Below are 26310 nucleotides of genomic sequence, written 5' to 3'. Positions count from 1 at the left end.
TCATTAATCTTCAACAACTAAATGAACTTCCGGCTTTTCTACCTCATCATATTCATTCACTAATTCGTCATCTTCAATCACCTCTTCGCGAATTAATGGTTCAATTTCCATAATCTTAGATACCTCATAGGTAGTCAATCGCTTACCTCTGGCCTTAAACGATTTCACAGCAATAAACTCTTCAGCATCGACTCTTTCAGCTGGTCTGTCAATCTGTGCACCTCCGAATATGATTTCAAACTGAGGAGAAGTTTCATCGGAAAGACAAATCAGCTTACTCTCTTTATTATCACCTATGAAACCTTGCATTTTTGTACTACCATCCATCGTAAAACGTTTTAAGTAGTAATAGCCTTGGTCAGCATCAAAGAAAACTGCAGTCCAAACCTTATCTGAATCAAATTTCTCAATAATGCTAATCTGATCAGAATAGTGATTACTTAAATCGAAACTACTCAAATAGAACGTATTATCCCGAAGTACAACCAGTATTTGATCTTCACCAATAAACTCACCAATATAATCCCCGCGTTTTTCTGTATTCAAACGTAAAACATCAGGATCAAACCAAATTTTCCGACCTCCTAAAGTTGAAATACCTTCCTGTTTCAAACTAATTTTCTGAATAGGTGTCCGACTCAAAATATTACCCATTGAGGCCCGTCCCTTAATCAAAAGATCTGCAAAATTATATTCAAAATTCAGCTTTTTAATACGACCTTGAGGTTTAAGAAGTACACGAATAATTTCGGCTTCTCCATTCGGGTTCGCACTAAAATAAGTGATTCTTGAACCAGGTGTTTCCTTAGTTAAATTGTATTCCTTATCGCGAGTTAAGCCCGTAACGTTAAAACGTTTTGCATACGAAACTCCAGCCTTACCATCACGATAAACCACATTATAAATGGTTCGCTTATCGTTTTTACGGAAGACTGCAATGTGTACAATATTTTGTCCAATAAACAATTTCTCCGCCACCTTTGTTATGAAATAGCTTCCATCCTTACGGAAAATAATTACATCATCTATGTCAGAACAATCGCATAAGTATTCATCCTTTTTAAGACCAGTTCCCAAAAAACCCTCAGTGTAATTCACATATAGTTTTTCGTTAGCAACGACAACCTTGCTGGCTACAATACTATCGAAGTTTCTGATTTCAGTCTTACGCTCTTTACCTTTTCCATACTTTTTCTTAATCGATTGGAAATATCGAATGGTGAAAGGTATAATATTGGCAATATGCACTTTAATCTCCTCAATCTCATCTTCGATTGATTTGATAAAATCAGTTGCCTTATTGATATCGTATTTTGATATACGCTTAATCTTAATCTCAGTCAATCGAACAATATCATCCTGATTAACAGCACGCATCAAGTGTTTTATATGAGGCTTCAACCCCGTCTCAATGGTTTCAATTACTGACTCCCAAGTCTCACATTCTTCAATATCCCGATATATTCTATTTTCAATAAAAATGCGCTCAAGCGATGCATAATGCCAGGCTTCTTCAAGCTCGTCTTTACGGATTTCAAGTTCAAGTTTTAAAAGATCAACCGTCTTATCCGCTGAACGTTTCAGAATCTCCTGAACCCCAATAAACTTAGGCACATCATCTTCAACAATACAGGCATTAGGCGAAATTGAATATTCACAGTCTGTAAATGCATAAAGAGCATCAATCGTTTTATCCGAAGAAATACCATTGGCTAAATGTATCATAATTTCCACATCAGCCGCCGTATTATCATCAATTTTTTTAATCTTGATTTTTCCCTTTTCATTCGCTTTAATAATCGAATCAATCAGGGTTGAGGTTGTTTTTCCAAATGGAATCTCAACAATCTTAAGCGTTTTACTGTCAACCTTTTCGATGCGTGCCCGCACCTTAACTGCTCCTCCACGCAAACCGTCATTGTATCGGCTAACATCAACCATCCCGGCAGTTGGAAAATCGGGATAAATTTCAAATTCCTCGCCCTTAAGGTAAGCAATACATGCCGCTAAAAGTTCGTGAAAATTGTGGGGTAAAATTTTAGATGCCAAGCCTACAGCAATCCCTTCAACCCCTTGAGCCAAAAGCAATGGGAATTTTACAGGCAAAGTAATTGGCTCCTTATTACGACCATCGTATGATTGTTTCCAATTGGTTGTTTTCGGATTAAAAAGCACTTCCAAAGCAAACTTCGATAACCGAGCCTCAATATAACGAGGTGCTGCTGCAGAATCTCCTGTCAGAATATTTCCCCAGTTTCCCTGCATATCAATCAATAAGTCTTTCTGACCCAACTGCACCAAAGCATCACCAATCGAAGCATCACCATGGGGGTGATATTGCATGGTGTGACCGATGATGTTAGCAACCTTATTGTATCTACCATCATCCAGCTTTTTCATGGCGTGCAGTATCCTACGCTGAACAGGTTTTAAACCATCATTCACATATGGAACAGCACGTTCAAGAATCACATATGATGCATAATCTAAAAACCAATTCTGATACATTCCCGACAAATAGGTCACATTTCGCAATGTTTCGGAGCTTTGTTCCTCGATTTGCTCGTCTCTTTCTTCGGGGGTTTCCAATCCTTCAGTCTCTTCGATACTCATGTTCTGCAGGCTTATATTATTTTGAACTAATAATTAGTTCTTATCCTTAATTCTTTATCAATAATTCAATTATATCTCGTCTCTTTCAACGTGAAGGTTCTCGATAATAAACTCTTGTCTATCAGGGGTATTTTTACCCATATAAAAAGAAAGCATATCTGAAACCGACTCCTCTTTCTTCATCAAGACTGGCTCTAATCGAATATCTTTTCCAATAAAATATTTAAACTCATCAGGAGAAATTTCACCCAAACCCTTAAATCGGGTTATCTCGGGATTAACACCTAAAAGTTTTATGGCTCTTTCTTTTTCTTCTTCAGAATAACAATATTTAGTTGTTTTCTTATTTCGAACTCTGAACAATGGTGTTTGTAAAATATACAAGTGACCACTTCTCACCACATCTGGGAAAAACTGAAGAAAGAAAGTTATCAGCAACAAACGAATATGCATCCCATCGACATCGGCATCAGTCGCAATTATCACATTATTGTAGCGCAGGCCTTCCAGACCATCCTCAATATTTAATGCAGCCTGTAAGAGATTAAACTCTTCATTTTCGTAGACGATTTTCTTTGTTAAACCATAGGTATTTAATGGTTTTCCCTTCAAGCTAAACACAGCCTGTGTGTTCACCGATCTCGATTTGGTGATCGATCCACTTGCCGAATCTCCCTCGGTAATAAAAATACTTGCTTCTGACTTATTTTCATGAGTCGAATTAAAGTGAACCCGACAGTCGCGAAGTTTCTTATTATGCAGATTTGCTTTCTTAGCTCTTTCTTTAGCTATTTTCTTAATCCCGGAGATAGCCTTACGCTCCTTCTCCGACTCCAGAATTTTTCTATAAATTGAATCAGCAACCTCAGGATTTTTGTGCAGATAATTATCCAGATTCGACGTCACAAAATCCATAATGAAATTTCGAACTGAAGGCCCGTCCGGACCTATATCCTTAGATCCCAGTTTGGTCTTGGTTTGGGATTCGAAAACAGGCTCCTGTACTTTAATACTAATCGCTGCAATAATCGAGGTTCTGATATCCGAAGTATCAAAATCCTTTTTATAAAAATCGCGAACAGCTTTTACAACCGCTTCGCGAAAGGCCGCTAAGTGTGTACCGCCCTGCGTAGTATGCTGACCATTAACAAATGAGTAGTATTCTTCGCCATACTGATGTCCATGAGTCATTGCCAATTCGATATCATCACCTTTTAGATGAATTACCTCGTAAAGGCATTTCCCATTCATATTCTCATGCAACAGATCGAGAAGTCCGTTTTTAGATAAAAACTTTTTACCATTAAAATAGATCGAAAGACCTGCGTTCAGATAAACGTAGTTCTTAAGCATACTTTCAATATACTCACTTATAAAACGGTAATTCGAAAACATTTCCTGATCGGGATGAAAGGTAATTCTCACCCCATTTTTTTCTTCGCTTGGCTGAATCTCTTCTTCACTAACCAATTCGCCTCTCGAAAAAGAAGCCTTTTTCATCTCCCCTTCGCGGTAAGATTCAACGACAAATATATTTGAAAGCGCATTCACAGCTTTAATACCAACACCATTCAAACCGACAGATTTCTTAAATACAGCAGAATCGTATTTGGCTCCCGTGTTCATTTTCGACGTTACATCAATAACTTTACCTAAAGGAATACCGCGACCAAAATCACGAATACTAACAGTTCTATCTGTAATATCAACATGAATAGATTTACCAACTCCCATCGCAAATTCGTCGATAGAATTATCGATAACCTCCTTGATCAGGATATAAATACCATCGTCATGGGAAGAACCATCGCCAAGTTTTCCGATATACATACCCGGACGTTTACGAATGTGCTCTTTCCAATCAAGTGTTCTAATTGAATCTTCTGAATATTTAGCTGTCATATAATGAAGCGCTCAAAATGTTAACAATAAAAGCTCTTTATACTCAAGAACTTTGGCAATGAAATATAGGTATGAAAAAGTGAATCAGCTTAAAAAAACAACCTACACTTCAATCCGGCAGATTTAGATAGAATTTTTTCTTCTCAGTAAAATTTTAAACTCGAAGCTATCCCGGAAAAATCAGCCACCCACAAATATAACCAAAAGTATGACTTATCCGAAAGCAGTTTATCAACAGCCTATTAATTGGAGCGTATCTAAAGAGCCAGACACACCGTAAACAAAGAGATCCGAAACAAAACACATGAAAGAATCCTGTTAAGAAATACATCTATCATCTCTTAAATTTGGATTATCAATACCCCTCTAATACAAAAAGGCCAGAGATATTTAAGCTCAGAATCAAGCACATGCAAATGATGACAATTGATGTAAGATGCCAACCATTGCATAAAAAATCCTATAATTATTAGTAATTTTAAAGATCCGCTTTGTAATATTTATTTACTTTTGCAGCCTAAATTTTAGAGCTATATGAATTTTAAATTTGTCCTAAACATCATAGGACGTATACTTCTGATAATCGCTATTTTCATGATGACTATCATTCCATGGGTCATCTATTTTCACGAAAACAGCATCTTACCTGCTATTGAAGAATCTATAGCCATTCCCTTGATAATTGGATTGATCTTAATATTATTTACCAAACGATATAAAAAAGAAATTGGTCCTAAAGAAGCCTATATTGTTGCTTCCTCAGCATGGATCATCATGGGTATTGCGGGTTCGCTTCCCTTTTGGCTAAGCCACACAACCTCAAGTTTTGTTGATGCCCTTTTCGAATCGATATCAGGTTTCACAACAACCGGATCATCCATTCTTGCTGATATTGAAGCTGCACCAAAATCGGTTTTGTATTGGCGAAGTCTGACTCACTGGATAGGTGGAATGGGAATTATTGTTCTCACAGTTGCCATATTTCCATCACTTCGAATAGCTTCTTACCGTCTCTTTTCAAGCGAATCTTCAGGCATCGATTCCAGCAAATTAAAACCCAAAACCTCTTCGATGGCAAAACGACTATGGGGTATTTATATTGCTCTAACGGCCATTATGACAGTCATATTAATGATGGGTGGCGTAAACTTTTACGAAAGCTTATGTCATGCTTTTGCCAGTATTGCTACGGGAGGCTTTTCAACAAAAAATGCCAGTGCAGGTTTCTATTCTCCTTTTGTACAATATGTCATGATGTTTTTTATGCTGGTATCAGGTATTAATTTTGCCCTGCACTACGGACTTTTAAAAGGTCGTTTTAAAAGCGTAATCAACAATGTTGAATTAAGAGTCTATTTGGGCATTATCTTTTTTGTGGGATCCTGTATCAGCCTTACCCTTTATTTTAAGCAGGGTTTGCCTTTCGAACAAGCTTTTCGCGATTCCTTTTTTCAGGTAATATCAATAATTACAGCTACAGGATTTGCATCTGCTGATTATTTACAATGGAATCAATTTTGTTGGTTGCTTATCTTTTTACTCATGTTTGTTGGTGCCTGTGTCGGTTCAACAGGAGGAGGTATCAAAGTGATCAGGCATGTCGTCGCATTCAAAGCGATTTCAAGAGTATTCAATCAGATTTTACACCCCCATCATGTTAAATCTATTCAGATAAATAAAACCAGTATTTCAGAAGATAAAGTACAAGCTATAGTCACCTTCATTTTTATCTATCTGCTCATCTTTTTTGTAGGTGGTATGTGCCTGTTGGCAACGGGGCTCGATCCGGCAAGTGCTTTTAGTGCTTCCATTACCTGCATGGGAGGTATCGGTCCGGGGCTTGGAACCGTGGGACCAGCATCAAACTTTGCTCACCTTACTGATGTTGCAAAAATTATCCTCCCTATCCTTATGATTATCGGCCGACTCGAAGTTTTGAGTTTCCTTGTGATGTTTACACCAAGCTTTTGGAAAGAGTATAAAAATTAAACCAAACTTATTGAACAATGATTAAAAAAAGTGATTCCAATAAGCCTTTTCATCTTATTATTTGTAAAAATCACATACGCCTTAATCATTGATTTCGACAACTTAAATACTATTCAACTATTAGGAATAGGGCTTTGACTTTACATCACAGCCTATTTCCCTCTTGTTATCGCAAGTCAGAGATACATCGTCTTCATAGATGGTGATCAAACTAATCAAAGAAGGAAAAAGCGATACAACTTATTGAATCCCCTTTAATAATTCACATTATTCGATTGAAACATTCCATCAATCATTTGAATATTTTTGCCTCACTTTTTAAGAGCACTATAAAGCTATTCAACGAGTCTCTTTGTTTTACTAATAAGAACAAGTTAAAAAGACTAAAGACCTAAATTTTCTTAACAAACTGGGAAACCAACTTTAAATTTGCTCAAACCCTATCTAAAGTCAGACTAAATAAATACCTATAATATGGTATTTTAAAGGAGTTCGTGATGCTTTATTTTTGTCTGCAAATTAGGAAATATTAAGGCATTTCAATTAAAAAATCACCATGAATAAAGTTTACGTACTCATAGTACTTATCGTATTAAGCACCGTATCGTTCGGTCAAAACTTTCTAAAAGGAACAGTTATAGATGAAAATAATTTAGCACTACCCGGAAGTAGTATTTGGCTTCCAGATTTAAAGATAGGAACCTCAACTGATTTTGAAGGCAGTTTTATAATTAAGGACATACCTGAAGGCATTTGGACCATTAAAATAAGCATGCTTGGCTATAATACTCTTTCAAAAGAGGTGACAATTGTCAATAATCAAACCAGTCAATTAAATGTACAACTGCAACCTAATAACGAATTATTGAACGAAGTTGTGATATCAGCCAGTAGAAATCCAGAGAAACTATCTGAAATTCCTGCCTCAATAAGCATCATTAATTCTAAAACTTTAAAAAATCATATTCAAAGCACAAGTAACATCAATGAAATATTAGAATTCAATATACCTGGCTTAGCACCAAGTACAGGCACCTCATCGAATTGGGGACAAACACTTCGAGGCAGAAATCTCTTGGTAATGGTAGATGGAATACCACAGTCAACCACTTTGAGAAACGGGAAAGTGGGAATGAAATCGATCAACCCAAACGATATTGACCGAGTAGAGGTTATTAAGGGGGCAACTTCAATATATGGGAATGGTGGAGATGGTGGTTTTATCAACTACATCACTAAAAAGAACCGTACTGAAAGCAAGATTGAAGGAACCACTCAGACTTGGGGAACTTCAAACTTATCAAAAACTAAGGATGCACAGGGCTTTGGAATTTATCAGTCTTTAAAAGGAAAACTTAACAAATTATCTTACTATGTGAGCGGAAGTTATGAAAAGACTGGAAACAAATACGATGCTGAGGGAAAACCTCTGTTACCTACTTATGGGTTAGACAATGCTGAGATTGTAAGCGCATTAAGTAAGATTGATTACCGACTTTCTCAAACACAGGACTTAAGTTTCGTTGCGAGTCACTACCAGTCTCGTCAAGATTCACCTTTCTCGCCGGTAAATGCAGACATTGACGTTTTAAACGAAAAAGGAGACTATATTCTAAATCATGGATATGGTGAAATTAGTGAAACTCCCGATTTAAATAAACCAAATGGACCCACAAACACAAACCTACGTCTTAGCTATCAAGCCAGAGATATTTTTAACGAGAGCACAACGTTTGGCACTGATGTTTATTACCAGAAATCGAAAAATATTTTCTTCTATTCTGATAAATTTGAAAATGGTGGTCAATCTGTAATTAACTCAGAGAAGTATGGTTTCCGACCAAATTTCAAAACAAGCCTTCACATTTCAAAAGAAATTAAAACAGACTTAACTTATGGTTTGGATATTTTGAAAGACAAGACAAATCAGGGGCTTTTAGATGGTCGACTTTGGGTCCCAAACTTAAATATGATTAGCTTAGCTCCCTATTTCCAAACAAACATTAAGATTAAAGATGCGTGGAGTATTAAAACAGGTGTAAGATATGATAAGATGAATCTTAAGGTTGAAGATTATACAACCCTTCCATACGATCCCAAATCCAATGGTAATTTTAGTGACCCCGTTAATGTTAAAGGTGATAATTTAAAATTCAACAACACCTCTTTTAATTTTGGTATTCGATATATCGAAAATAACAAGTTCATTCCATTCGTAAATTACTCTCAAGGTTTTTCTCTTCCCGATTTGGGAGCTACACTTCGAGGGGCCTCTGCAACAAATGTAAATGACATTAATCTAAAAGCGATAGTGACAAATAATTACGAATTCGGTTTTCTTTCAACATTTGATCATGTTAAGGCGGAAGCAGTTGGATATTATTCTACATCCAACTATGGAACAGGCGTGAATTTTAATGACGAAACCAATCGTTTTGAATTATCCCCTCTACCACAAAAAATATTTGGTGCTGAATTTTCTCTCGACTTTAAATATTTGAATGAATTATTATTATTTGGAGCTTCGTACACATATGTAGAAGGTCTTAAACATCCAAAAGATAACAAGAATGATTTAAGTTATATTGGTGGCGATGTGATTGCTCCCTCTAAGTTTACAGCTTATATTACTGTTACACCATGTCATAAACTAACAACTACTCTTCGCATGATCCACATTGGCGATCGTAAGCGTTTCAAACCCGTTTCTGATGGTAATGGTGGTTGGAAATATAATTATCTTGAGGCACCTGTAAATGGCTACACACTTCTTAATTTCTCAAGTTCTTTTCAGGCGAAAGAAAATCTCTCTATTTCACTATCAATAAATAACTTACTTAATGAATTCTATTTGCCAGCACGAGCACAATGGGCTGCTCCTTTAAGAAGCCAGAGTCCAGCTGGTGAAGGTGCAAACACAAAACTAAGTGTTTCATATACGTTTTAAATTCATTTCATTTTAATCATCAAGCTTTAGGAATTGTGTTCTTTTACGATAAGAATGCAACTCCTTTTGCTTCTATTTAGAGAATGGGTATGTTAAAAAATCTTGCCAGTAAAGTTCACAAAATAATAGGCTTAGGTAGCGGCTTAGTCGTATTTATTGTTTGTATTACGGGAAGTATCTATACCTTTAAAAAAGAGGTAAACGATAGTATGCCCTATGTCTCAGTTAAAGCTATAAACAAGCAAAAACTGGAACTTTCTGCACTTGTGACAAAATTTAAAGCTTATTCCGACGCTCCTATTATACGCATTTATGACTTTCAATCTGCCAAGAAGTCAGTTCGTATTATGAGTTCAAAACAAGGTGAAAAGCATCTAACATACTTGAATCCATATACAGGAGAAATTCTTAAAGATTACAAAGATAAATCAAGCTTTTGGGGTATTATTTTAGGGCTCCACCGCCATCTCTTACTCCCTAATCCAATAGGCAAACAAATTATTGGCTATTGTGTAATTCTCTTTTCTATTTCCTTACTTACAGGTCTCATCCTGTGGTTTCCGAAAAAAATAAGCATGCTTAAGGATAAGCCATTTCGAAATGTCAAGCTTTCGCTGAGAGGCAAAGCACAAACATTTCGACTACACAGCAATTTAGGTTTATATCTGATAATACCTTTACTCATCAGTTGCACAACTGGACTCGTGTGGACTTTCCCAAAGTATGAGAAGTTCATTTATAGCCTTATCGATCCTGGTTATAAAAAAGAAATAAAGAATATTCATCTGGTTGAAGGAAACTTTCAGGAAATAAGTCTTAACAAAATAAAAACTCATTTGGATACATTAAACTCGGATAACATTGGACTGAATATTTTTTTTATTCCTCAGAAATCAGATTCACCAATCCGTGTTATTTCTTGTATTGATGATGATCGATTCGGTTTTGCTCATAATTATTATGCACACCCTGTAACAGGCGAAATTCTAGACACAATTTCTGACACAAAAAGAAGCGCTGCTCAAAAACTCAAATCATTAAATTACGACATACATACAGGAAGTTTAGGAGGTATTCTTGGCAAAATATTTGTTTTTGCCCTGAGTTTATTAGGTGCTTCACTCCCCCTTTCAGGTTACCTCCTTTTTTTAAAAAAACAACTAAAAAAAATCCAATTCCAACAACTTCAGAGCAACAAAAGAAATTGTAAGTATTTCTAAAGCGGCAACTGCAATCAAAACACCGGCATCAGAATTTTCTAAAACCTGCTTATAACGCGCAAAGGGTTTTTGAGGATACAAACGATAAACCCACCAGCGAGTGATTCTGTAAAAGAAGTAGCCTAATCCCAAGCCTAAGGCCATTCCTCCAAGAATATCTCCAGGATAATGAAGTCCTAAATACAAACGGGTATAAACAATGAGTATAGCCCAAATACCAACAAACAACGAGTAAATATTATTCTTAAATAATTTTGCTGTGTATATCGCGAAAGCGAAAACGGCCGTCGCATGTGATGAAACAAAACCAAACTGATCACCCGAATAAGCTTTCACCAAGTTAACAATTCCATAAAGCGTAGGTTCATGACTTGGACGTAGGCGCTGAAGAATATTTTTGAATAAGTAGTTCGAAATCAAGTCTCCAAATAAGATCAGAAAAGATATACCAATCAACCACCACCACGCTTCTTTACTCTTATATTTAAATATCTGATAGGTAACCAGAATAAAAAATGGAATCCAAAATTCAATTCGTGTAAAAAACATCATGATAACATCCCAAAACGGGCTGTGTGAAGAATTAAACCAAATGAGTAGTTCTCTATCAAATTGAAGTAAAGTTTCCATAGTTATTAAAAATAATGAGCTTAATTGTTGAGTGTTTAATAGCCAGTTTTTCTAACGCGAGGCAGTATGCTTTTATTGCATAATAAAAATTTGGAATTGTACAGTCTTTTATTTCTGTATTAAAAAATAGGCCTGGTATAAACAACACCAAGCCTACATTACAAAACAAATATCTTATCTATTCAGCTTTTGGGGCTGTTTCATTATCTTCATTAATCGCATTCCAAAGCATATCTTTTAGCTCTACAATGCCTTGTTGAGCAACCGAAGAAATAAAAGTATAAGGAATATTCGGCAAATCAAGACGAATTTCATCCTTTAATTCCTCATCCAGCATGTCGGATTTGGTAATAGCCAACAAGCGTTTTTTATCCAACAGCTCCGGATTAAACTGTTTCAATTCATTCAAAAGAATTTTGTATTCCTTATGAATATTATCACTATCGGCAGCAACCATAAACAACAAAACGGAGTTTCTCTCGATATGACGTAAGAAACGCAAACCAAGTCCACGACCTTCGTGAGCACCTTCAATAATTCCCGGAATATCAGCCATAACAAACGAACGGTTATCGCGATAACCAACAATTCCCAGATTAGGTACTAAAGTTGTAAACGGATAATCCGCAATTTTTGGTTTGGCTGCCGAAACAACTGAAAGAAGTGTCGATTTTCCAACACTTGGGAAACCCACCAAACCAACATCAGCCAAGACTTTAAGCTCAAGAATAACGGCACGTTCAACACGCTCCTCTCCTTGCTGAGCATAGCGTGGCGTTTGATTGGTTGAAGAACGGAAATTCCAGTTACCCAAACCTCCTCGTCCACCTTTGACAAGAATTTTACTCTCGCCATCTTCAGTCACATCAAAAATAACTTCACCCGTTTCTGCATCACGAGCAACGGTTCCCAAAGGCACTTCAATAATCTGATCTTCACCCTCGTATCCTGTACTACGACTCTGTCCACCAGATCCCCCATCTTTAGCAAAAACGTGTCGGCTAAATCTCAGATGAATCAATGTCCAAAGTTGTGCGTTAGCTTTAATAATAACGTGGCCTCCACGACCACCATCACCACCATCAGGTCCCCCTTTCATGGTTAACTTATCTCGGTGAAGGTGAGCCGATCCTTGCCCTCCGGCACCAGAGCGACAAAATATTTTTACGTAATCTACAAAGTTAGATCCTGCCATTATCTTATGATTTTTTAGCTGTGCAGCAATGTGTGATTTGCACTAGTAAAATACAACTGAGGTTGTATTTTATGAAAATTCGTACTTTAATATACGATATTGAGATCTTTTTCCGAACAAACTTTCTTAACCAAGACAGCTATTCGTTCGAAAACCTCAGAGAGAGTTCCCATACCATCAACGGCATGGTAAAGATTTTGTTTTTTATAATAATCGGCAATAGGAGAAGTCACCTCATCATATATTCGCAATCGCTTCAAGATAACGTCTCGTCCGCTATCATCTGGTCGTCCGGATGACTTGCCTCTTTCGAGTAAACGCTGAATCAGGTCTTCTTCTTCAACCTTTAATTCAACAACCAGATCAACACGACCATTCCTTTTTGCCAGCATTTCGGCAAAGGTTTCAACCTGACCCAAATGACGAGGGATACCATCGTATACAACACCACCTTCTTCGCTATGCTGATCCAAAAATTTCTCCACGATTCGATAAGCCAATTTATCCGGGAAAAAGTTTCCTCCATCAATTAATCTTTTGGCTTCTAAACCTTCAGGAGTTGCATGACTCATTTCATCCCGACAAACATCTCCGGTTGAAAGATGAATCAAATTGAAGTTTTCTTGCAATAATTTAGACTGAGTCCCTTTACCCGACCCCGGAGGCCCAAACATAATGATGTTCAACATAGACACAAAATGCTGTATAAAATAAACCAAAACACTTCTTCTTAAAAAATACTTACACATTTTTAAGAAGAAGTCCAATTCATATATAAATCATCAGAGTAATCGAAATCTGACTACTCACAAATGAATTTAGTCAATAACTGTATAAACATCCGGCAAGTTTCGTCCAATTCCATCGTAATCCAAGCCGCGCCCAACAATAAAATCGTTAGGAATATCAAGACCAACATAGTCAATTTTAATATCACGTTTCAAAGCATCAGGCTTAAACAACATGGTTGCCACTAAAATTTCTTTAGCTTTATATTCTTCAATTTGAGCCAGGGTATTCTCCATAGTAATTCCTGTATCAATAATATCTTCAAGAATAACGACAGTACGATCTTTTAAATCTTCAGTAAAACCCATCAACTTTTTCACTTTACCTGTTGTTCCCATACCTTCGTATGAAGTTAAACGCATAAATGTGATTTCTGCATTTTCAACAGTTATCTGTTTCATCAAGTCTGATGCAAACATAAACGATCCATTAAGAATACAAATAAACATAGGATTCTTTCCAGCAAGATCCTTGTTCATCTTCTCAGCCATTTCAGTAATAGCTTTATCAATCTTTTCTGCCGGGATAGATACTCTAAACTCTCTATCAAGAAGTTTTACAGTTTTCATCTGTTTACAATTTTATTTGTCTTCCCAATTTATCGGAAAGAGTTCGCCTCTTCAAAATCCTTATAAGAAAAATTCATTCTTCTTTTAAGGCGATTAATATTTCAGTTTATTGTCTAAGTAATCTGCTTTCGTTCAATCTGAAAAAATTAACTTTTCTAAATCTCCTCTTCTCTAAAATTGCTTATTAAATTTAAATCTAAATAAGTAATCCATTAAAATAGAATAAATAAGGGATAAAAAAAAAGTTTTAAATCCATAATGTAACATCCATATATTTTTTCCAATTTTGCCTTATACAAAAGCAACCATATGTTTGTTGATCATATAGAACTAAAACAATTCTTACTTGGCGACAAAAGTACAATTTTTTGTTATTTATTTTATAAATCCACCAATTAAAACACGATGAAAGCGAAAGTTAGTATTATCATGGGGAGTACTTCTGATCTTCCGGTTATGGAAAAAGCGGCCCAAATTCTAAACGATTTTAAGATTCCCTTCGAAATAAATGCCCTATCAGCACACCGTACACCAGAAGAAGTTGAAGTTTTTGCAAAAAATGCAATGAATAATGGAATTAAAGTCATTATCGCCGGCGCTGGTATGGCTGCTCATCTTCCTGGTGTGATTGCTGCTATGACTCCACTTCCTGTTATTGGTGTCCCTATTAAAGCCAGCCTTGACGGCATGGATGCTTTACTTGCAATTGCTCAAATGCCTCCTGGAATTCCTGTTGCAACCGTAGCAATTAACGGTGCCATGAATGCGGGTATTTTGGCGGCTCAAATTATTGCTTCGGGTGATGAGGCTCTGCAAGCTGAGGTCATCAAATTTAAAGAAAGCCTGAAACAAAAAATTGTAAAGGCAAATGAAGATTTAGCTACAGTAAAATATGAGTATCGCGTTTGATTTCAAACATCATCTCGATTCAAAAAATAACATTCAAAAACCGAAAAGTGAGTTAATCGCTTTTCGGTTTTTCTCTATAAGCCAGACAATTAACACTAAAAAAAAATATATTATTATTTGACATAGTAAATTTTCCATAGTAACTTCATGTTTGATCTTTAAACACTTAGCAATGAAATCGATCAAACTCATCCTCTTTTTAGTATTGCTAAATCAACTGACTTTTGCCTCCACAGAAAACCATCTGGCAGGTGCACGATCTGCTGCCATGGGCACAGCTTCGGTTGCATCATCTGATCTTTGGGCCAGCTTCAACAATCAAGCTGCATTAGCCAGATTAAAAGGAACACATCTGGGCGTGTTTTACGAGAATCGTTTTCAAATTAGCGACTTAAGCACAAAAGCAATTGCTCTGTATTTACCCACAAAACTTGGTGGTTTCAACCTCAACTATTCCCAATTCGGATCTGATTTGTACAAAGAATGTAAAATTGGATTAGGTTACTCCAAAACCCTAAGCAAACGCTTATGGGCAGGTGTTCAAATCAATCAGCTTCAAATTAAAATGAATCAAACTTACGGCGATCAAACCCGATATAATTTTGAAATTGGTTTGTTGGCCGAACTCTTCTCCGATTTTTATTTGGGCTTCCATATATTTAATCCCACACAGGAAAAATTTGAAACCTTTTATTTCGACGAAGCCCTCCCAACAATTGCACGACTCGGTTTTTCATGGAATCTATCCAAAGAAACCAGCATCAACGCAGAAGTACAAAAGGATTTTGACTATGATATTCGTCTAAAAATGGGTTTGGAGTACCAAGTCCTAAACGATTTATTTATCCGATTAGGAGCATTAAATCACCCCAACCAAATCAATTTGGGGCTCGGCTATAAATACAAGCTAATCCATATGAATTTGGCCTATTCAAAACATCAAAATCTGGGTTATACCCCATCACTCGATCTCAATATCTCATTTTAACTTTCAAGCATGCTTCGACATTCATTTTATATGATGATTATCTTGGTTTGTTTGAGTCACAGACTATTGGCTCAAAACACAGCTAATAAAAATGATATTATCGAAAAAATGATAGAAACGATTGCTGAAAACAGTGATGAAAGTCTGGACTACACAACGCTTCTTGAAAATTTCAATGAATTATATGAAAACCCGATTAATCTGAACACAGCAAACAAACAAGAACTGGAACGCCTATTCTACCTTTCAGAGTACCAAATTCAGAACCTCCTAGAATACAGAAAAAACAATGGCCTCATCTACAGTTTTTATGAATTAAGGCTTTTGGATGGCTTTAATTATGGCACACTACAAAATATTATCCCTTTCGTGAGTCTGGAAATAACTAAACAGGAGATTAGCCCAAACAAACATGGGCGTGCCAAACATTTTATTTTACTAAGAAGCCAGCGAACTTTAGAAAATGAAAAAGGATATGAATCGTCTTTCCCAAACGAAGATAGTGAAGCCCCAAGTCCTGAAAATAATCGCCAATATTTGGGTAATGCATGGAAATATTATACACGCTACAAATACATTTCTCCTAAAAAAAACACAAGCTTTGGATTTACAGCTGAGAACGATGCCGGCGAACCTTTTTTCAAAGCCAATAATTCGCAGGGTTTCGACTTCTATTCAGTATTTGCAGAATACAAGGGAAATGGGATTATTCAACAACTAAACCTTGGCGACTACCACATTAGGTTTGGACAGGGCTTAAGTGTTTGGTCTGGTTTAGCCAGCAAAAAATCAAGCTTCACCACTCACAATGCCAAACGACAACAAGGAATAAAAGCCTATCATTCAACAGATGAAAATCTATTTTTCAGAGGGGGAGCTGTGGAAATCAAACCAATGAAGAATTTAAGCTTCACTGGCTTTGTTTCTAATAAAAAAAGAGATGCCAACATCGAAAATAACTTCACCCAAAGTCTTATTAATACCGGACTTCACCGTAATGAAAACGAGTTTAATAAAAAAGATCAGTTAGAGGAATTGGTCTGGGGAAGCAGGCTCATTTGGAATTTTGATCAAACTGAAATTGGAACCTGTTTTATCAAATCGACCTTATCACCACCACTTGCCTCCAACAAATCAGAACTAAATAAAATCTTCGACTTATCCGGGGAACAGACTTATAATATGAGTGTCTACTATGAAACACGACTTAAATCGATGCATTTATACGGGGAACTTGCTCAGAGTAAATCAGGGGGGAAAGCCTATTTGCAAGGCTTGCAGTTTCAAGCACACCCACAGTTAGTTGTTGAGGCCATCTATAGAAATTACGCTAAAGATTACCATTCGCTATATGGTAATGGTTTTGGCGAACAATCAGAAACTCAAAATGAAACAGGGTTTTATTTGGGTATGGAATTTCACCCCTACCCTAAGTGGACCTTACTCTCCTATTATGACTTGTATGAATTTCCCTGGTTAAAATACAGGGTCGATTCCCCGTCAGCTGGTCACGATTTCTTTACCCAAGTAGAATACAAGCCAAACAAGAATGTTTCAATATACTTCAGATTCAAACAAGAAGAAAAACCTGAAAACACAAATGACACAAAGATTAAAACGCCTGTGAATCTGAATAAAAAACAATACCGTCTGCATCTATCAGCCATCATAAATGAAAACTGGGAAATTAGAAATCGATTCGAACTATCAGAATATGCAAAACAAGAAAAAGAAAGAGGCTATCTAATTTATCAAGACCTTATTTACCACCACAGCAGATTCCCATTTACAGCAAATATTCGCTATGCCCTTTTCGATACAGACTCATACAACAGTCGAATTTACGCCTACGAAAATGATATTCTCTATGCCTTTTCCATACCAGCCTATTACAATAAAGGTTCTCGTTTTTATCTCAATTTCAGATACAAATTTAATCGAAAAGCAAGTCTGTATTTACGATATACCCGTACACAATATACCCATACTGAAAGCCTGGGATCGGGGAATTCAGAAATTTCAGGCAACACAAAATCAGAACTTAAGCTTCAGTTAAAATTGACTTTCTAATAAGCAGAAAAAAAATGCCACCATCTCTGGCGGCATTCGTGATTCAGACTAATTTTTATTAGTAAGTCATATAAACATAGCCTGTAAGCGGTTCTTTATTATCACCATATTTGAAAATATAGAAATACGTTCCCGGAGGAAGTCTATCGTTTGATAGTTGTCCTTTTACATTTCCATACCCCTCCCAATTATTATCGTAAGAATGCTTGCTATACACAATATTTCCCCATCGATTAAAAATTTCCAAGCTGTTTTTGGGAAACTTCTCCAGCCCTACGATCTTAAATTTATCATTTAAATTATCGCTATTGGGCGTAATTGCATTGGGGATGAAAACATCAACCGGAACAACAGTAATTTTAACTTGTCCGATTGCCGACAAGCCCCTTTCATCAGTCACTTCGTACCGCATAAACAGCTCACCAACATAGCTTTCACGAGCATTAAACACAAGACTAAGAAGATCATCAATAGATAATCTATCATTATCAGCTAAAATCTGACCACTTGACATTACAATTTCACCAAAATCAACAGTTGACAAAATCTTAACTGAAAGCTTATCACCATCCGGATCATAAGGTCTTTCCAGATTTATAGGATTGTTTAATGAAGCCTCTTCAACCTCCATTTCAAAATCAAAAACAAGTGGCGCATCATTCACTGGCAATACGGTAATCAATACTGAAGCCTGGCTGCATGCTGCCGGAGACTCATTATCGCAAACCTCATAGGTAAATGAATCCATCCCATTAAAATCAGCATCAGGTATGTAAGTATAAGTTCCATCTGCATTGATATTCAAACTACCATGCTCAACATCATTTACCGGAGACGTATTAATCATCAAGCTATTGCTATCTACATCGGAATCATTATCCAGTAAATTAGCCCCATTCAAGATACCATCTTCCTCAACTTCAGCCTCATCATTGACAGCTAAAGGCGCATCATTGACAGGTTGAATATTAATACTCACCCTAGCCTGATCTGACTCTTGTGGCGTAATATCGTCCTGAATACTGTACACAAAAGAATCAACTCCTGTATAGTTCTCTTTTGGGGTATAAGTAAAAGTCCCGTCCGGGTGAATAACCAGCTTTCCATTAGCCACATCCACCATTGGATTGGTGTTGATTCTCAGAGTACTCCCCGGAGCTTTGATATCATTAACCAAAAGATTTGGCCCATTTAAAACCTCATCTTCACGAGTATTCGATGCATCATCATTGGCAAGTAAATAATCGATTACATCTGTTACCGTAATTGTAAAATCCCCTGCAATTTTTGAACCATCAGAACTACGTGCCTCTATTCGAATCAGGTGAAACTGATCCGTTTCAAAATCAATTCTAGTTGAATCAGCGACAGCGACAATTCCAGTAATATTATCAATTTTGAATCGGCCATCAGCATCATTTAATAAGTAGTAGCTGATTTCATCACCATCCTCGTCTGTAGCAAAAGCGGTAATATGAACCAAAGTCCCATTTAATGTATTTTCAGGTATCAAATTATCATCCGGATCACTATCAATCAGATTCGCGATCGCATGATCGGTATCGCCTACTGATCCGTTAACATCAGTAACTGTAATTGTAAAATCGGCAGCAATAACTGAACCATCTGTACTTCGGGCTTCAATTCGAATCACATGTGAGACATTGGTTTCAAAGTCGATCAAACTCGCATCGGCAACAGTTACAACACCCGTTGTCGTATCAATCTTAAATCGACCTCCTGCATCATCTAAAAGGAAATAGCTAATCAAATCGCCATCCTCATCGTTGGCTAAAGCAGTAATATGAACCAAATCATCACTTACTGCATTTTCACTAATCGAATTGACTGCAGGATCATTGTCAATCAGATTGGCAATCGCATGATCGGTATCGCCTACTGATCCGTCAACATCAGTAACTGTAATAGTAAAATCAGCCGCAATAACTGAACCATCAGTACTTCGGGCTTCAATTCTGATCACATGTGAAACATTGGTCTCAAAGTCGATCTGACTGGCATCGGCAACCGTTACAACACCCGTTGACGTATCAATCTTAAATCGACCTCCCGCATCATCTAAAAGGAAATAGCTAATCAAATCGCCATCCTCATCCATAGCCAAAGCTGTGATGTGAACCAAATCATCACTCACTGCATTTTCACTAATCGAATTGGCTGCCGGATCATTATCAATCAGATTGGCAATAGAATGATCGGTATCACCTACTGATCCGTCAACATCAGTAACTGTAATTGTAAAATCGGCGGCAATAACTGAACCATCAGTACTTCGGGCTTCAATACGAATCACATGTGAAGCATTGGTCTCAAAGTCGATCAAACTCGCATCGGCAACAGTTACAACACCCGTTGACCTATTAATCTTAAATCGACCTCCCGCATCATCTAAAAGGAAATAGCTAATCAAATCGCCATCCTCATCGGTAGCCAAAGCGGTGATATGAACCAAATCATCATTCACTGCATTTTCACTAATCGAATTGTCTGCCGGATCATTATCTATCAAATTGGCAACAGCATGATCCGTATCGCCTACTGATCCGTCAACATCAGTAACTCCAATTGTAAAATCGGCAGCAATAACAGAACCATCCGTACTTCGGGCTTCAATCCGAATCACATGTGAGGCATTCGTCTCAAAGTCGATCTGACTGGCATCAGCAACGCTCACAATTCCCGATAAGGAATCAATCTTAAATCGACCTCCCGCATCATCTAAAAGGAAATAGCTAATCAAATCGCCATCTGCATCAGTAGCCAAAGCTGTGATATGAACCAAATCATCTCTCACTACGTTTTCACTAATCGAATTATCTGTAGGATCATTATCAATCAGATTGGCAATCGCGTGATCCGTATCGCCTACTGATCCGTCAACATCAGTAACTGTAATTGTAAAATCGGCGGCAATAACTGAACCATCCGTACTTCGGGCTTCAATCCGAATCACATGTGAAGTATTGCTCTCAAAGTCAATCAAACTCGCATCAGCAACAGTTACAACACCCGTTGACGTATCAATCTTAAATCGACCGTCTGCGTCATCTAAAAGGAAATAGCTAATCAAATCGCCATCATCATCAGTGGCCAAAGAGGTGATATGAACCAAATCATCTATCACTGCGTTTTCACTAATCGAATTCTCTACCGGATCATTATCAATCAGATTGGCAATTGCATGATCCGTATCGCCTACTGATCCGTCAACATCAGTAACTGTAATTGTAAAATCGGCCGCAATGACTGAACCATCCGTACTTCGGGCTTCAATCCGAATCACATGTGAGACATTGCTTTCAAAGTCAATCTGACTGGCATCGGCAACGCTCACGATTCCCGATATAGAATCAATTTTAAATCGTCCCGACGAATCATCTAAAAGGAAATAGCTAATCAAATCGCCATCATCATCAGTAGCCAAAGCAGTGATATGAACCAAATCATCACTCATAGCATTTTCACTTATCGAATTGTCTGCCGGATCATTATCAATCAGGTTCGCAATAGAATGATCGGTATCACCTATTGATCCATCAACATCAGTAACTGTAATTGTAAAATCGGCCGCAATAACTGAACCATCCGTACTTCGGGCTTCAATCCGAATCACATGTGAAGTATTGCTCTCAAAGTCAATCAAATTCGCATCATCAACACTCACAATGCCTGATATAGAATCAATTTTAAATCGGCCTAAAGCATCATCTAATAAATGATAACTTATGGTATCGCCATCGATATCCGTTGCCAAAGCAGTGATATGAACCAAATCATCACTTACTGCGTTTTCACTAATCAAATTGTCTGCCGAATCATTATCAATCAGATTCGTAATCACATGATTGAAGTTTATAATCGTGATCGTTTTATCCTGATTTCCTGACTCATTTGCATTCATAAGAGAAGCAATACTCACCTCCACAATTTCATTGGGCTCCTTTACAACATCCGGAATAGATATTAGAATAATAGTCCCGGTCGTTTCTCCAACGGGTATTTCAATTGTGGATGTATTTGTTGCATTTTCACCCTTAGTTAAATTATAATCGCTCGAATCGGCATCACCTCCATAAGCAAGCGTAATCTTTACGGGCAATAAGCAGGGATAATCAAGATGAGCTGTAATAGTGGTACTCTGATTATCTTCCTGAATCATATCTTCAGTAAGCGACAAGCTTACTTCCGGTAAAAATGCCACTCCAAAAAATTGATCAAAATGTTCTGCCCCTAACGAATACAAAGCATACGATTTAGGATTATCACCCGTAATAATATGACTGCCATAACTCACTTCAACCAAATACTCTTTTCCTATTTCGGGCTTAAATATAAAGTTTCCTAATCCTTCAGGATAACCAAAAGTTCCCGGATCCTGTGTTACAAATGTTTCGATTAGTTCATCATCTCCATCAATAACTTTATTATAAGATTTATCCCAATACAACTTAACTTCTGCACCTGACAAAGGAAGTTCATCGGGATCTTTAATCCCATCCCGATCAGTATCTTCAAAAACAGTTCCACTAATACTTCCCGGCACAAACAATTCGCAAGTATGTGAAGGTAGTTCAAGCTTACACGATTGGGTCACTCCTGAAGAATACGGATGCCAATAGGTATTTATAGAATTATCATTGCCATACTCATAATCAGACCAATAATGGCTGGGTGCAAGATCTCCAGTCAAATCAACTTTTAGCTGACCATCCGGCAAACTTTCAGCTATATTGCTGTCGTCCCAATAAAGTTTAGGGATATAAGGCGTAGGTGTTGCAGGTCTGACCGTCTTGGGTACAAATCCCTTTGTCAGGTACTCAACATCGTACAGTGGAAAATGAACCGTTCCTTGATAATAATTGAAAATCATCGATATACTTTCAAAATCGGTTACAACATTTCCCAATCCATCCAAACCATCCCAGGGAATATCCCTAACAAGCACACCCTCCTCATTGGGAAATGGTGCAGCAAATGTGGTGATTATTCGGTCTCTGGTTCCCGGATCATATTTATCAGATACGCCATCAAAATCAAGAAGTAAATCAATTTGACCTTCTCCTTCAACTGCTACTCTGAAAAAATAGTTTCCCTGACATCCTAAAAGTTTGGGGTAATTATTTTCTTCATCAATTACAAACTCACCAAAACTATCTATCGTTGGGAAAGCGGTTTCATCCGGCACATTTAAAAATATTTTATACTCGGGAGAAAGTTTTCGATCATCCTGTACAGATTGTCGATTCACCTCTGCATCTGAGGTATTATCGGTTCCTGTTGAATTAAATGCAAAACTAAAACGATCCCCTCTAAATCCTGAATCTAAAAAATCCATTTCTGTTACAAAAGCGCCCCCTAAAAGACTATCTTCAGCATAACAATAGACCTTGCCATTAAAAGGTCTGTCATACAAATCTGTCAATATATATGGCGTAACTAAAGCCCATTCTTTCGCAAAAACCCGACCATCAATCGCTGTAGGACTGGACTCTGTTGTTGCAACGGTAATATCCCACCATTCTGTGAAGATGGGCCTTTTTAAATCGGTTGATTTTGCTGCACTAAACTCGATATAATAATCGCCCGGACCACTTGATGGACAAAACACCAAAGCATCGTAACCGCCGACTCCACAAATCTGATTCGGACCGTTCTTAACCTGTTCCAATGAAGTTATCTGATCATCCGTTAAAGTCTGTGTGTTACTCCCCTGAACCATTTGTCCAGAAGGAGAACCTTCATTCGGCCATACAACAATACCATCAGGAGATTTAATCCGCATCCAGGTCGTTACATTATTAGTAGTTGTGTTGGGTTGTGTATGCCCACTGTTCACAAATTGAGAAAATCCAAAATAGATGCATTCATTGGCAGGATCTTCAATATGAATGTAAATTCGTTCGGTATCCTTTCCGTCATAATTACCGAAATTTCCATGTTTAGCATCACCAAAAGCAGTATAAACCCGATCATCCGCCTTCGGTGCCAACTGCTTCGTCCCTTCTCCAAAGACATTAGAAACACTAATGCCCAACACTACAATCAAGACAAACATTATCTGTTTCATCCAATGATTAATCACTTTATGACAGTACAAATTCTTCATACTAACTTTGATTTTGCTGCCCAGTTATCCTATCCAACTTAACGAGCCAGCTATGTTTCGAATTTATAATTCGTATCAAAAACGAATTCAAGAATGCTTAACATTCACGATTTAAACACGACAGGATATGTCATCCTGTTGATAACAGAGATATGAATCCATTTAGGAATCATATTAAAGATCATTTACTTTTGAGCCTGATCATCTAAAAAAGTATTCAACTCAAAATCAACACATCGATTAATTCGATACCAATCCTCAAGCGATTGGCCTTCTACCCGATCAAAAGGTGAGGTTTCTCCAAGAGCAAGAATAACCACACGCTTAATATCAATACCACCTCTAACAAAAAACTCACGAGTTGCTGCTGCTCGTCTAAAAGCCAAAGCGTCGTTATACTCTGATGTCCCTCGTGCATCAGCTCTTGCGACAAGGGTAACCATTAGTTTCTCGTTGCTTTTTAACAGATCAACAACCTTTTTTATATTTTCAAAAGCCTCAGGCTTCACTTCTGACTTATCAAAATCAAAGTATACCGTAGCCAATTCTTCAGGTAAGAATTCTTTCTCGATATCCTTATCCGACATTAACCTCATCAATAATTCATGATTGACATTTGCCAAACTATCACTACAGAAGAAACTATAATCTATCGCATAATAGCCCTCCTTTTTAGCAAACACCCTATAATCTGTATTTTTATCCAGCTCTACACTGTAATTTCCAAACCCTGATTCAGGATGAAGATCAATTATTTCTGGTTCGATAATCTGTAATATATCAGGAGTGATCAAATCACCACTTTTGAAATCTTTCAAAGCAAAATTGACGTTCACCTTTTCAACTGACGGACGCTTTATCAATTTAAATGTATGCGTTAGTTCAGGATCAAGAATATGACTGTAAAGAACTGTATCAATAGAGTAATAGCCCTGCTTTTCAATCAGGATGCGATAAGCCTGTTCTCCTTTAATCTCAAAAGAAAACCGTTTCTTGTCTGCATTGTAGTTTACATCAATCCCCTCAGGTTTGAGAATACGTATTTGATCAGGAACAACCTCATTAACGTCTAAAGAATCCCGAATCAGAATATTGACTCTGTTCTCATGCTCTATTTCAAAACTATAGATATCATCTTCGCCCACACCTCCCGATCGATTCGAAGCAAAATATCCGATACGTCCTTCCGCATTTATTATAATTGAAAAATCATCAGAAGAAGAATTCATTGGTGAGCCAAGATGTCCCACTTCAAATTCCCTTCCGTCTGTATTAACGACATATAAATCCAAACCGCCCTTGCCGGCATGACCATCAGATGAAAAGAATAAGGAATTTCTTGAGTTGAAAAAAGGAAACATTTCATCACCTTTCGTATTTACACGACTTCCCATATTTTCCGGTTTCGACCATTCACCATCCCTAAAATAACTTCGGTAAATATCGGTTCCTCCAAAACCTCCTGGCATATCAGAAACGAAATACAAAGTCTTGCCATCTATAGAAAGACTGGGATGACCAACAGAATACGCATCGCTATTATAAGGGAATTCACCACTCACTTTCCAGCGCCCATTTTTCTCCTCAGCAATAAATATTTTCAGATTATTCGCTCCATTCTCATCCCGATTCAGTTTCCCTTTAAAATAATTACTCCGTGTAAAGAACATGGTCTTAAAATCAGATGAAAAACAAACAGCGCCTTCATGGTATTTTGTTCCGATGCCATTTCCAAAACGTACAATTTGTTTAGTCGGCTCTTTGCTTGCATCAAATAAGAAAAGCTCTAAAAAATATTCACCATTCCATTCGTACCTATCGTCCCTGTAATCCTTACTCTTTCTGCCGGAACAAAAAATCAGATTATCCTTATAATAACTTGGTGAGAAATCAGAATAAATTGTATTAAAAGGCGATGGCTTCAATTCACAAATGAGATCTTTTAGAGTTTCATTCTCGAATTTGATCACATTTTCTATTTCCTTTTTCACGGCCTGATCATCAGGATGACGTTCGAGATATTGCTGATAAATAAGTTTTGCCTTGGCATATTGGCCTCTTTCCTTTAAAAAAGCCCCAAACAGAATCAAATCAGAATCCTCTTTATTTTCATTTTTAGCTAATACCTCAAAATACTCAAGTGCCATATCATCATGCTTCATTTTATGATACGACTGAGCCAGACGCCTCAAAACATGAACATTATTTGAATCTCTTCTCAATGAATATTCATAGTATTCAATCGCCTTCTTATAGTTAAAATCATCAAACTCCCGATCCCCCGAACGCACAGATAAGCTCTGAGAGAAAGAAGCCGATGAAAAAACCACTAATAAAAAGAATAATATATACCTATTCATAA

14 protein-coding genes are annotated in these 26310 nt (G+C 37.1%); 6 read left to right on the top strand and 8 right to left on the bottom strand.

The genetic code is table 11. The annotated features are described in order from the left end of the window. Positions 1 to 3: 3 nt before the first annotated feature. Both EO244_RS02610 and EO244_RS02605 read right to left on the bottom strand, forming a co-directional pair. Positions 4 to 2613, bottom strand: a complete 2610-nt coding sequence (locus EO244_RS02610) for a DNA gyrase/topoisomerase IV subunit A (protein WP_129252665.1) — start codon at positions 2611 to 2613, stop codon at positions 4 to 6. 69 nt (positions 2614 to 2682) lie between these two features. Continuing rightward, positions 2683 to 4515 (bottom strand): DNA topoisomerase IV subunit B, encoded by a 1833-nt coding sequence (locus EO244_RS02605; protein WP_129252663.1) that lies wholly within the window; start codon positions 4513 to 4515, stop codon positions 2683 to 2685. 534 nt (positions 4516 to 5049) lie between these two features. Here EO244_RS02605 and EO244_RS02600 point away from each other — a divergent pair. From EO244_RS02600 to EO244_RS02590, 3 genes are all read left to right on the top strand, one after another. After that, on the top strand, positions 5050 to 6504 hold the full coding sequence (locus EO244_RS02600) for a TrkH family potassium uptake protein (protein ID WP_129252661.1): 1455 nt from the start codon (positions 5050 to 5052) through the stop codon (positions 6502 to 6504). Between the two features lie 556 nt (positions 6505 to 7060). Then, positions 7061 to 9451 carry a TonB-dependent receptor gene (locus tag EO244_RS02595; protein WP_129252659.1) on the top strand — a complete coding sequence of 797 codons (2391 nt, stop codon included), beginning with the start codon at positions 7061 to 7063 and terminating at the stop codon, positions 9449 to 9451. Positions 9452 to 9540: 89 nt separating this feature from the next. Continuing rightward, the gene (locus EO244_RS02590; protein WP_164977389.1) at positions 9541 to 10671 is read left to right on the top strand and encodes a PepSY-associated TM helix domain-containing protein; all 1131 of its coding nucleotides are present in this window, start codon (positions 9541 to 9543) and stop codon (positions 10669 to 10671) included. On the opposite strand, the gene EO244_RS02585 is transcribed toward EO244_RS02590, so the two are convergent. From EO244_RS02585 to hpt, 4 genes are all read right to left on the bottom strand, one after another. Continuing rightward, the gene (locus EO244_RS02585; RefSeq protein ID WP_129252655.1) at positions 10612 to 11301 is read right to left on the bottom strand and encodes a phosphatase PAP2 family protein; all 690 of its coding nucleotides are present in this window, start codon (positions 11299 to 11301) and stop codon (positions 10612 to 10614) included. The two genes, EO244_RS02590 and EO244_RS02585, sit on opposite strands and share 60 nt — an antisense overlap. 178 nt (positions 11302 to 11479) lie before the next feature. Further along, a complete protein-coding gene (gene obgE, locus EO244_RS02580; protein ID WP_129252653.1) occupies positions 11480 to 12496 on the bottom strand; it encodes a GTPase ObgE in 1017 nt (338 codons plus the stop codon). Between the two features lie 86 nt (positions 12497 to 12582). Then, positions 12583 to 13245 (bottom strand): adenylate kinase, encoded by a 663-nt coding sequence (locus EO244_RS02575; protein ID WP_129252651.1) that lies wholly within the window; start codon positions 13243 to 13245, stop codon positions 12583 to 12585. A gap of 69 nt (positions 13246 to 13314) precedes the next feature. Beyond that, entirely contained in the window at positions 13315 to 13854 is a 540-nt protein-coding gene (gene hpt / locus EO244_RS02570; RefSeq protein ID WP_129252649.1) for a hypoxanthine phosphoribosyltransferase, read from the bottom strand. Between the two features lie 405 nt (positions 13855 to 14259). Here hpt and purE point away from each other — a divergent pair, with 405 nt between their 5' ends. The 3 genes from purE to EO244_RS02555 all read left to right on the top strand — a co-directional run bounded on the left by purE (position 14260) and on the right by EO244_RS02555 (position 17821). Beyond that, complete coding sequence (gene purE / locus EO244_RS02565) at positions 14260 to 14763, top strand: 5-(carboxyamino)imidazole ribonucleotide mutase (protein ID WP_129252647.1); 504 nt, start codon at positions 14260 to 14262, stop codon at positions 14761 to 14763. 172 nt (positions 14764 to 14935) lie between these two features. Further along, positions 14936 to 15751: a PorV/PorQ family protein gene (locus EO244_RS02560; RefSeq protein ID WP_129252646.1), complete on the top strand. Its 816-nt coding sequence runs from the start codon at positions 14936 to 14938 to the stop codon at positions 15749 to 15751. Positions 15752 to 15760: 9 nt separating this feature from the next. After that, positions 15761 to 17821 carry a helix-hairpin-helix domain-containing protein gene (locus tag EO244_RS02555; RefSeq protein WP_129252644.1) on the top strand — a complete coding sequence of 687 codons (2061 nt, stop codon included), beginning with the start codon at positions 15761 to 15763 and terminating at the stop codon, positions 17819 to 17821. Between the two features lie 58 nt (positions 17822 to 17879). Here EO244_RS02555 and EO244_RS02550 read toward each other — a convergent pair whose 3' ends face one another. Together EO244_RS02550 and EO244_RS02545 are read right to left on the bottom strand one after the other, a co-directional pair. Beyond that, on the bottom strand, positions 17880 to 23948 hold the full coding sequence (locus EO244_RS02550) for a tandem-95 repeat protein (RefSeq protein ID WP_129252642.1): 6069 nt from the start codon (positions 23946 to 23948) through the stop codon (positions 17880 to 17882). Between the two features lie 185 nt (positions 23949 to 24133). After that, a complete protein-coding gene (locus EO244_RS02545; protein WP_129252640.1) occupies positions 24134 to 26308 on the bottom strand; it encodes an OmpA family protein in 2175 nt (724 codons plus the stop codon). Positions 26309 to 26310 lie beyond the last annotated feature (2 nt).

The organism is Ancylomarina salipaludis (assembly GCF_004122035.1).
Lineage (GTDB): Bacteria > Bacteroidota > Bacteroidia > Bacteroidales > Marinifilaceae > Ancylomarina > Ancylomarina salipaludis.
The sequence above is the reverse complement of the archived record's forward strand: the minus strand, read 5'-3'. Positions and strand labels throughout refer to the sequence as shown.

Excerpts from the sequence above, each read along its gene's own strand:
- EO244_RS02600 (WP_129252661.1), top strand. The coding sequence starts at position 5,050 with ATGAATTTTAAATTTGTCCTAAACATCATAGGACGTATACTTCTGATA.
- EO244_RS02560 (WP_129252646.1), top strand. The coding sequence starts at position 14,936 with ATGAAATCGATCAAACTCATCCTCTTTTTAGTATTGCTAAATCAACTG.
- hpt (WP_129252649.1), bottom strand. The coding sequence starts at position 13,854 with ATGAAAACTGTAAAACTTCTTGATAGAGAGTTTAGAGTATCTATCCCG.
- EO244_RS02555 (WP_129252644.1), top strand. The coding sequence starts at position 15,761 with ATGCTTCGACATTCATTTTATATGATGATTATCTTGGTTTGTTTGAGT.
- EO244_RS02610 (WP_129252665.1), bottom strand. The coding sequence starts at position 2,613 with ATGAGTATCGAAGAGACTGAAGGATTGGAAACCCCCGAAGAAAGAGAC.
- EO244_RS02605 (WP_129252663.1), bottom strand. The coding sequence starts at position 4,515 with ATGACAGCTAAATATTCAGAAGATTCAATTAGAACACTTGATTGGAAA.
- obgE (WP_129252653.1), bottom strand. The coding sequence starts at position 12,496 with ATGGCAGGATCTAACTTTGTAGATTACGTAAAAATATTTTGTCGCTCT.
- EO244_RS02590 (WP_164977389.1), top strand. The coding sequence starts at position 9,541 with ATGTTAAAAAATCTTGCCAGTAAAGTTCACAAAATAATAGGCTTAGGT.
- EO244_RS02550 (WP_129252642.1), bottom strand. The coding sequence starts at position 23,948 with ATGAAGAATTTGTACTGTCATAAAGTGATTAATCATTGGATGAAACAG.
- EO244_RS02575 (WP_129252651.1), bottom strand. The coding sequence starts at position 13,245 with ATGTGTAAGTATTTTTTAAGAAGAAGTGTTTTGGTTTATTTTATACAG.
- EO244_RS02585 (WP_129252655.1), bottom strand. The coding sequence starts at position 11,301 with ATGGAAACTTTACTTCAATTTGATAGAGAACTACTCATTTGGTTTAAT.
- purE (WP_129252647.1), top strand. The coding sequence starts at position 14,260 with ATGAAAGCGAAAGTTAGTATTATCATGGGGAGTACTTCTGATCTTCCG.
- EO244_RS02545 (WP_129252640.1), bottom strand. The coding sequence starts at position 26,308 with ATGAATAGGTATATATTATTCTTTTTATTAGTGGTTTTTTCATCGGCT.
- EO244_RS02595 (WP_129252659.1), top strand. The coding sequence starts at position 7,061 with ATGAATAAAGTTTACGTACTCATAGTACTTATCGTATTAAGCACCGTA.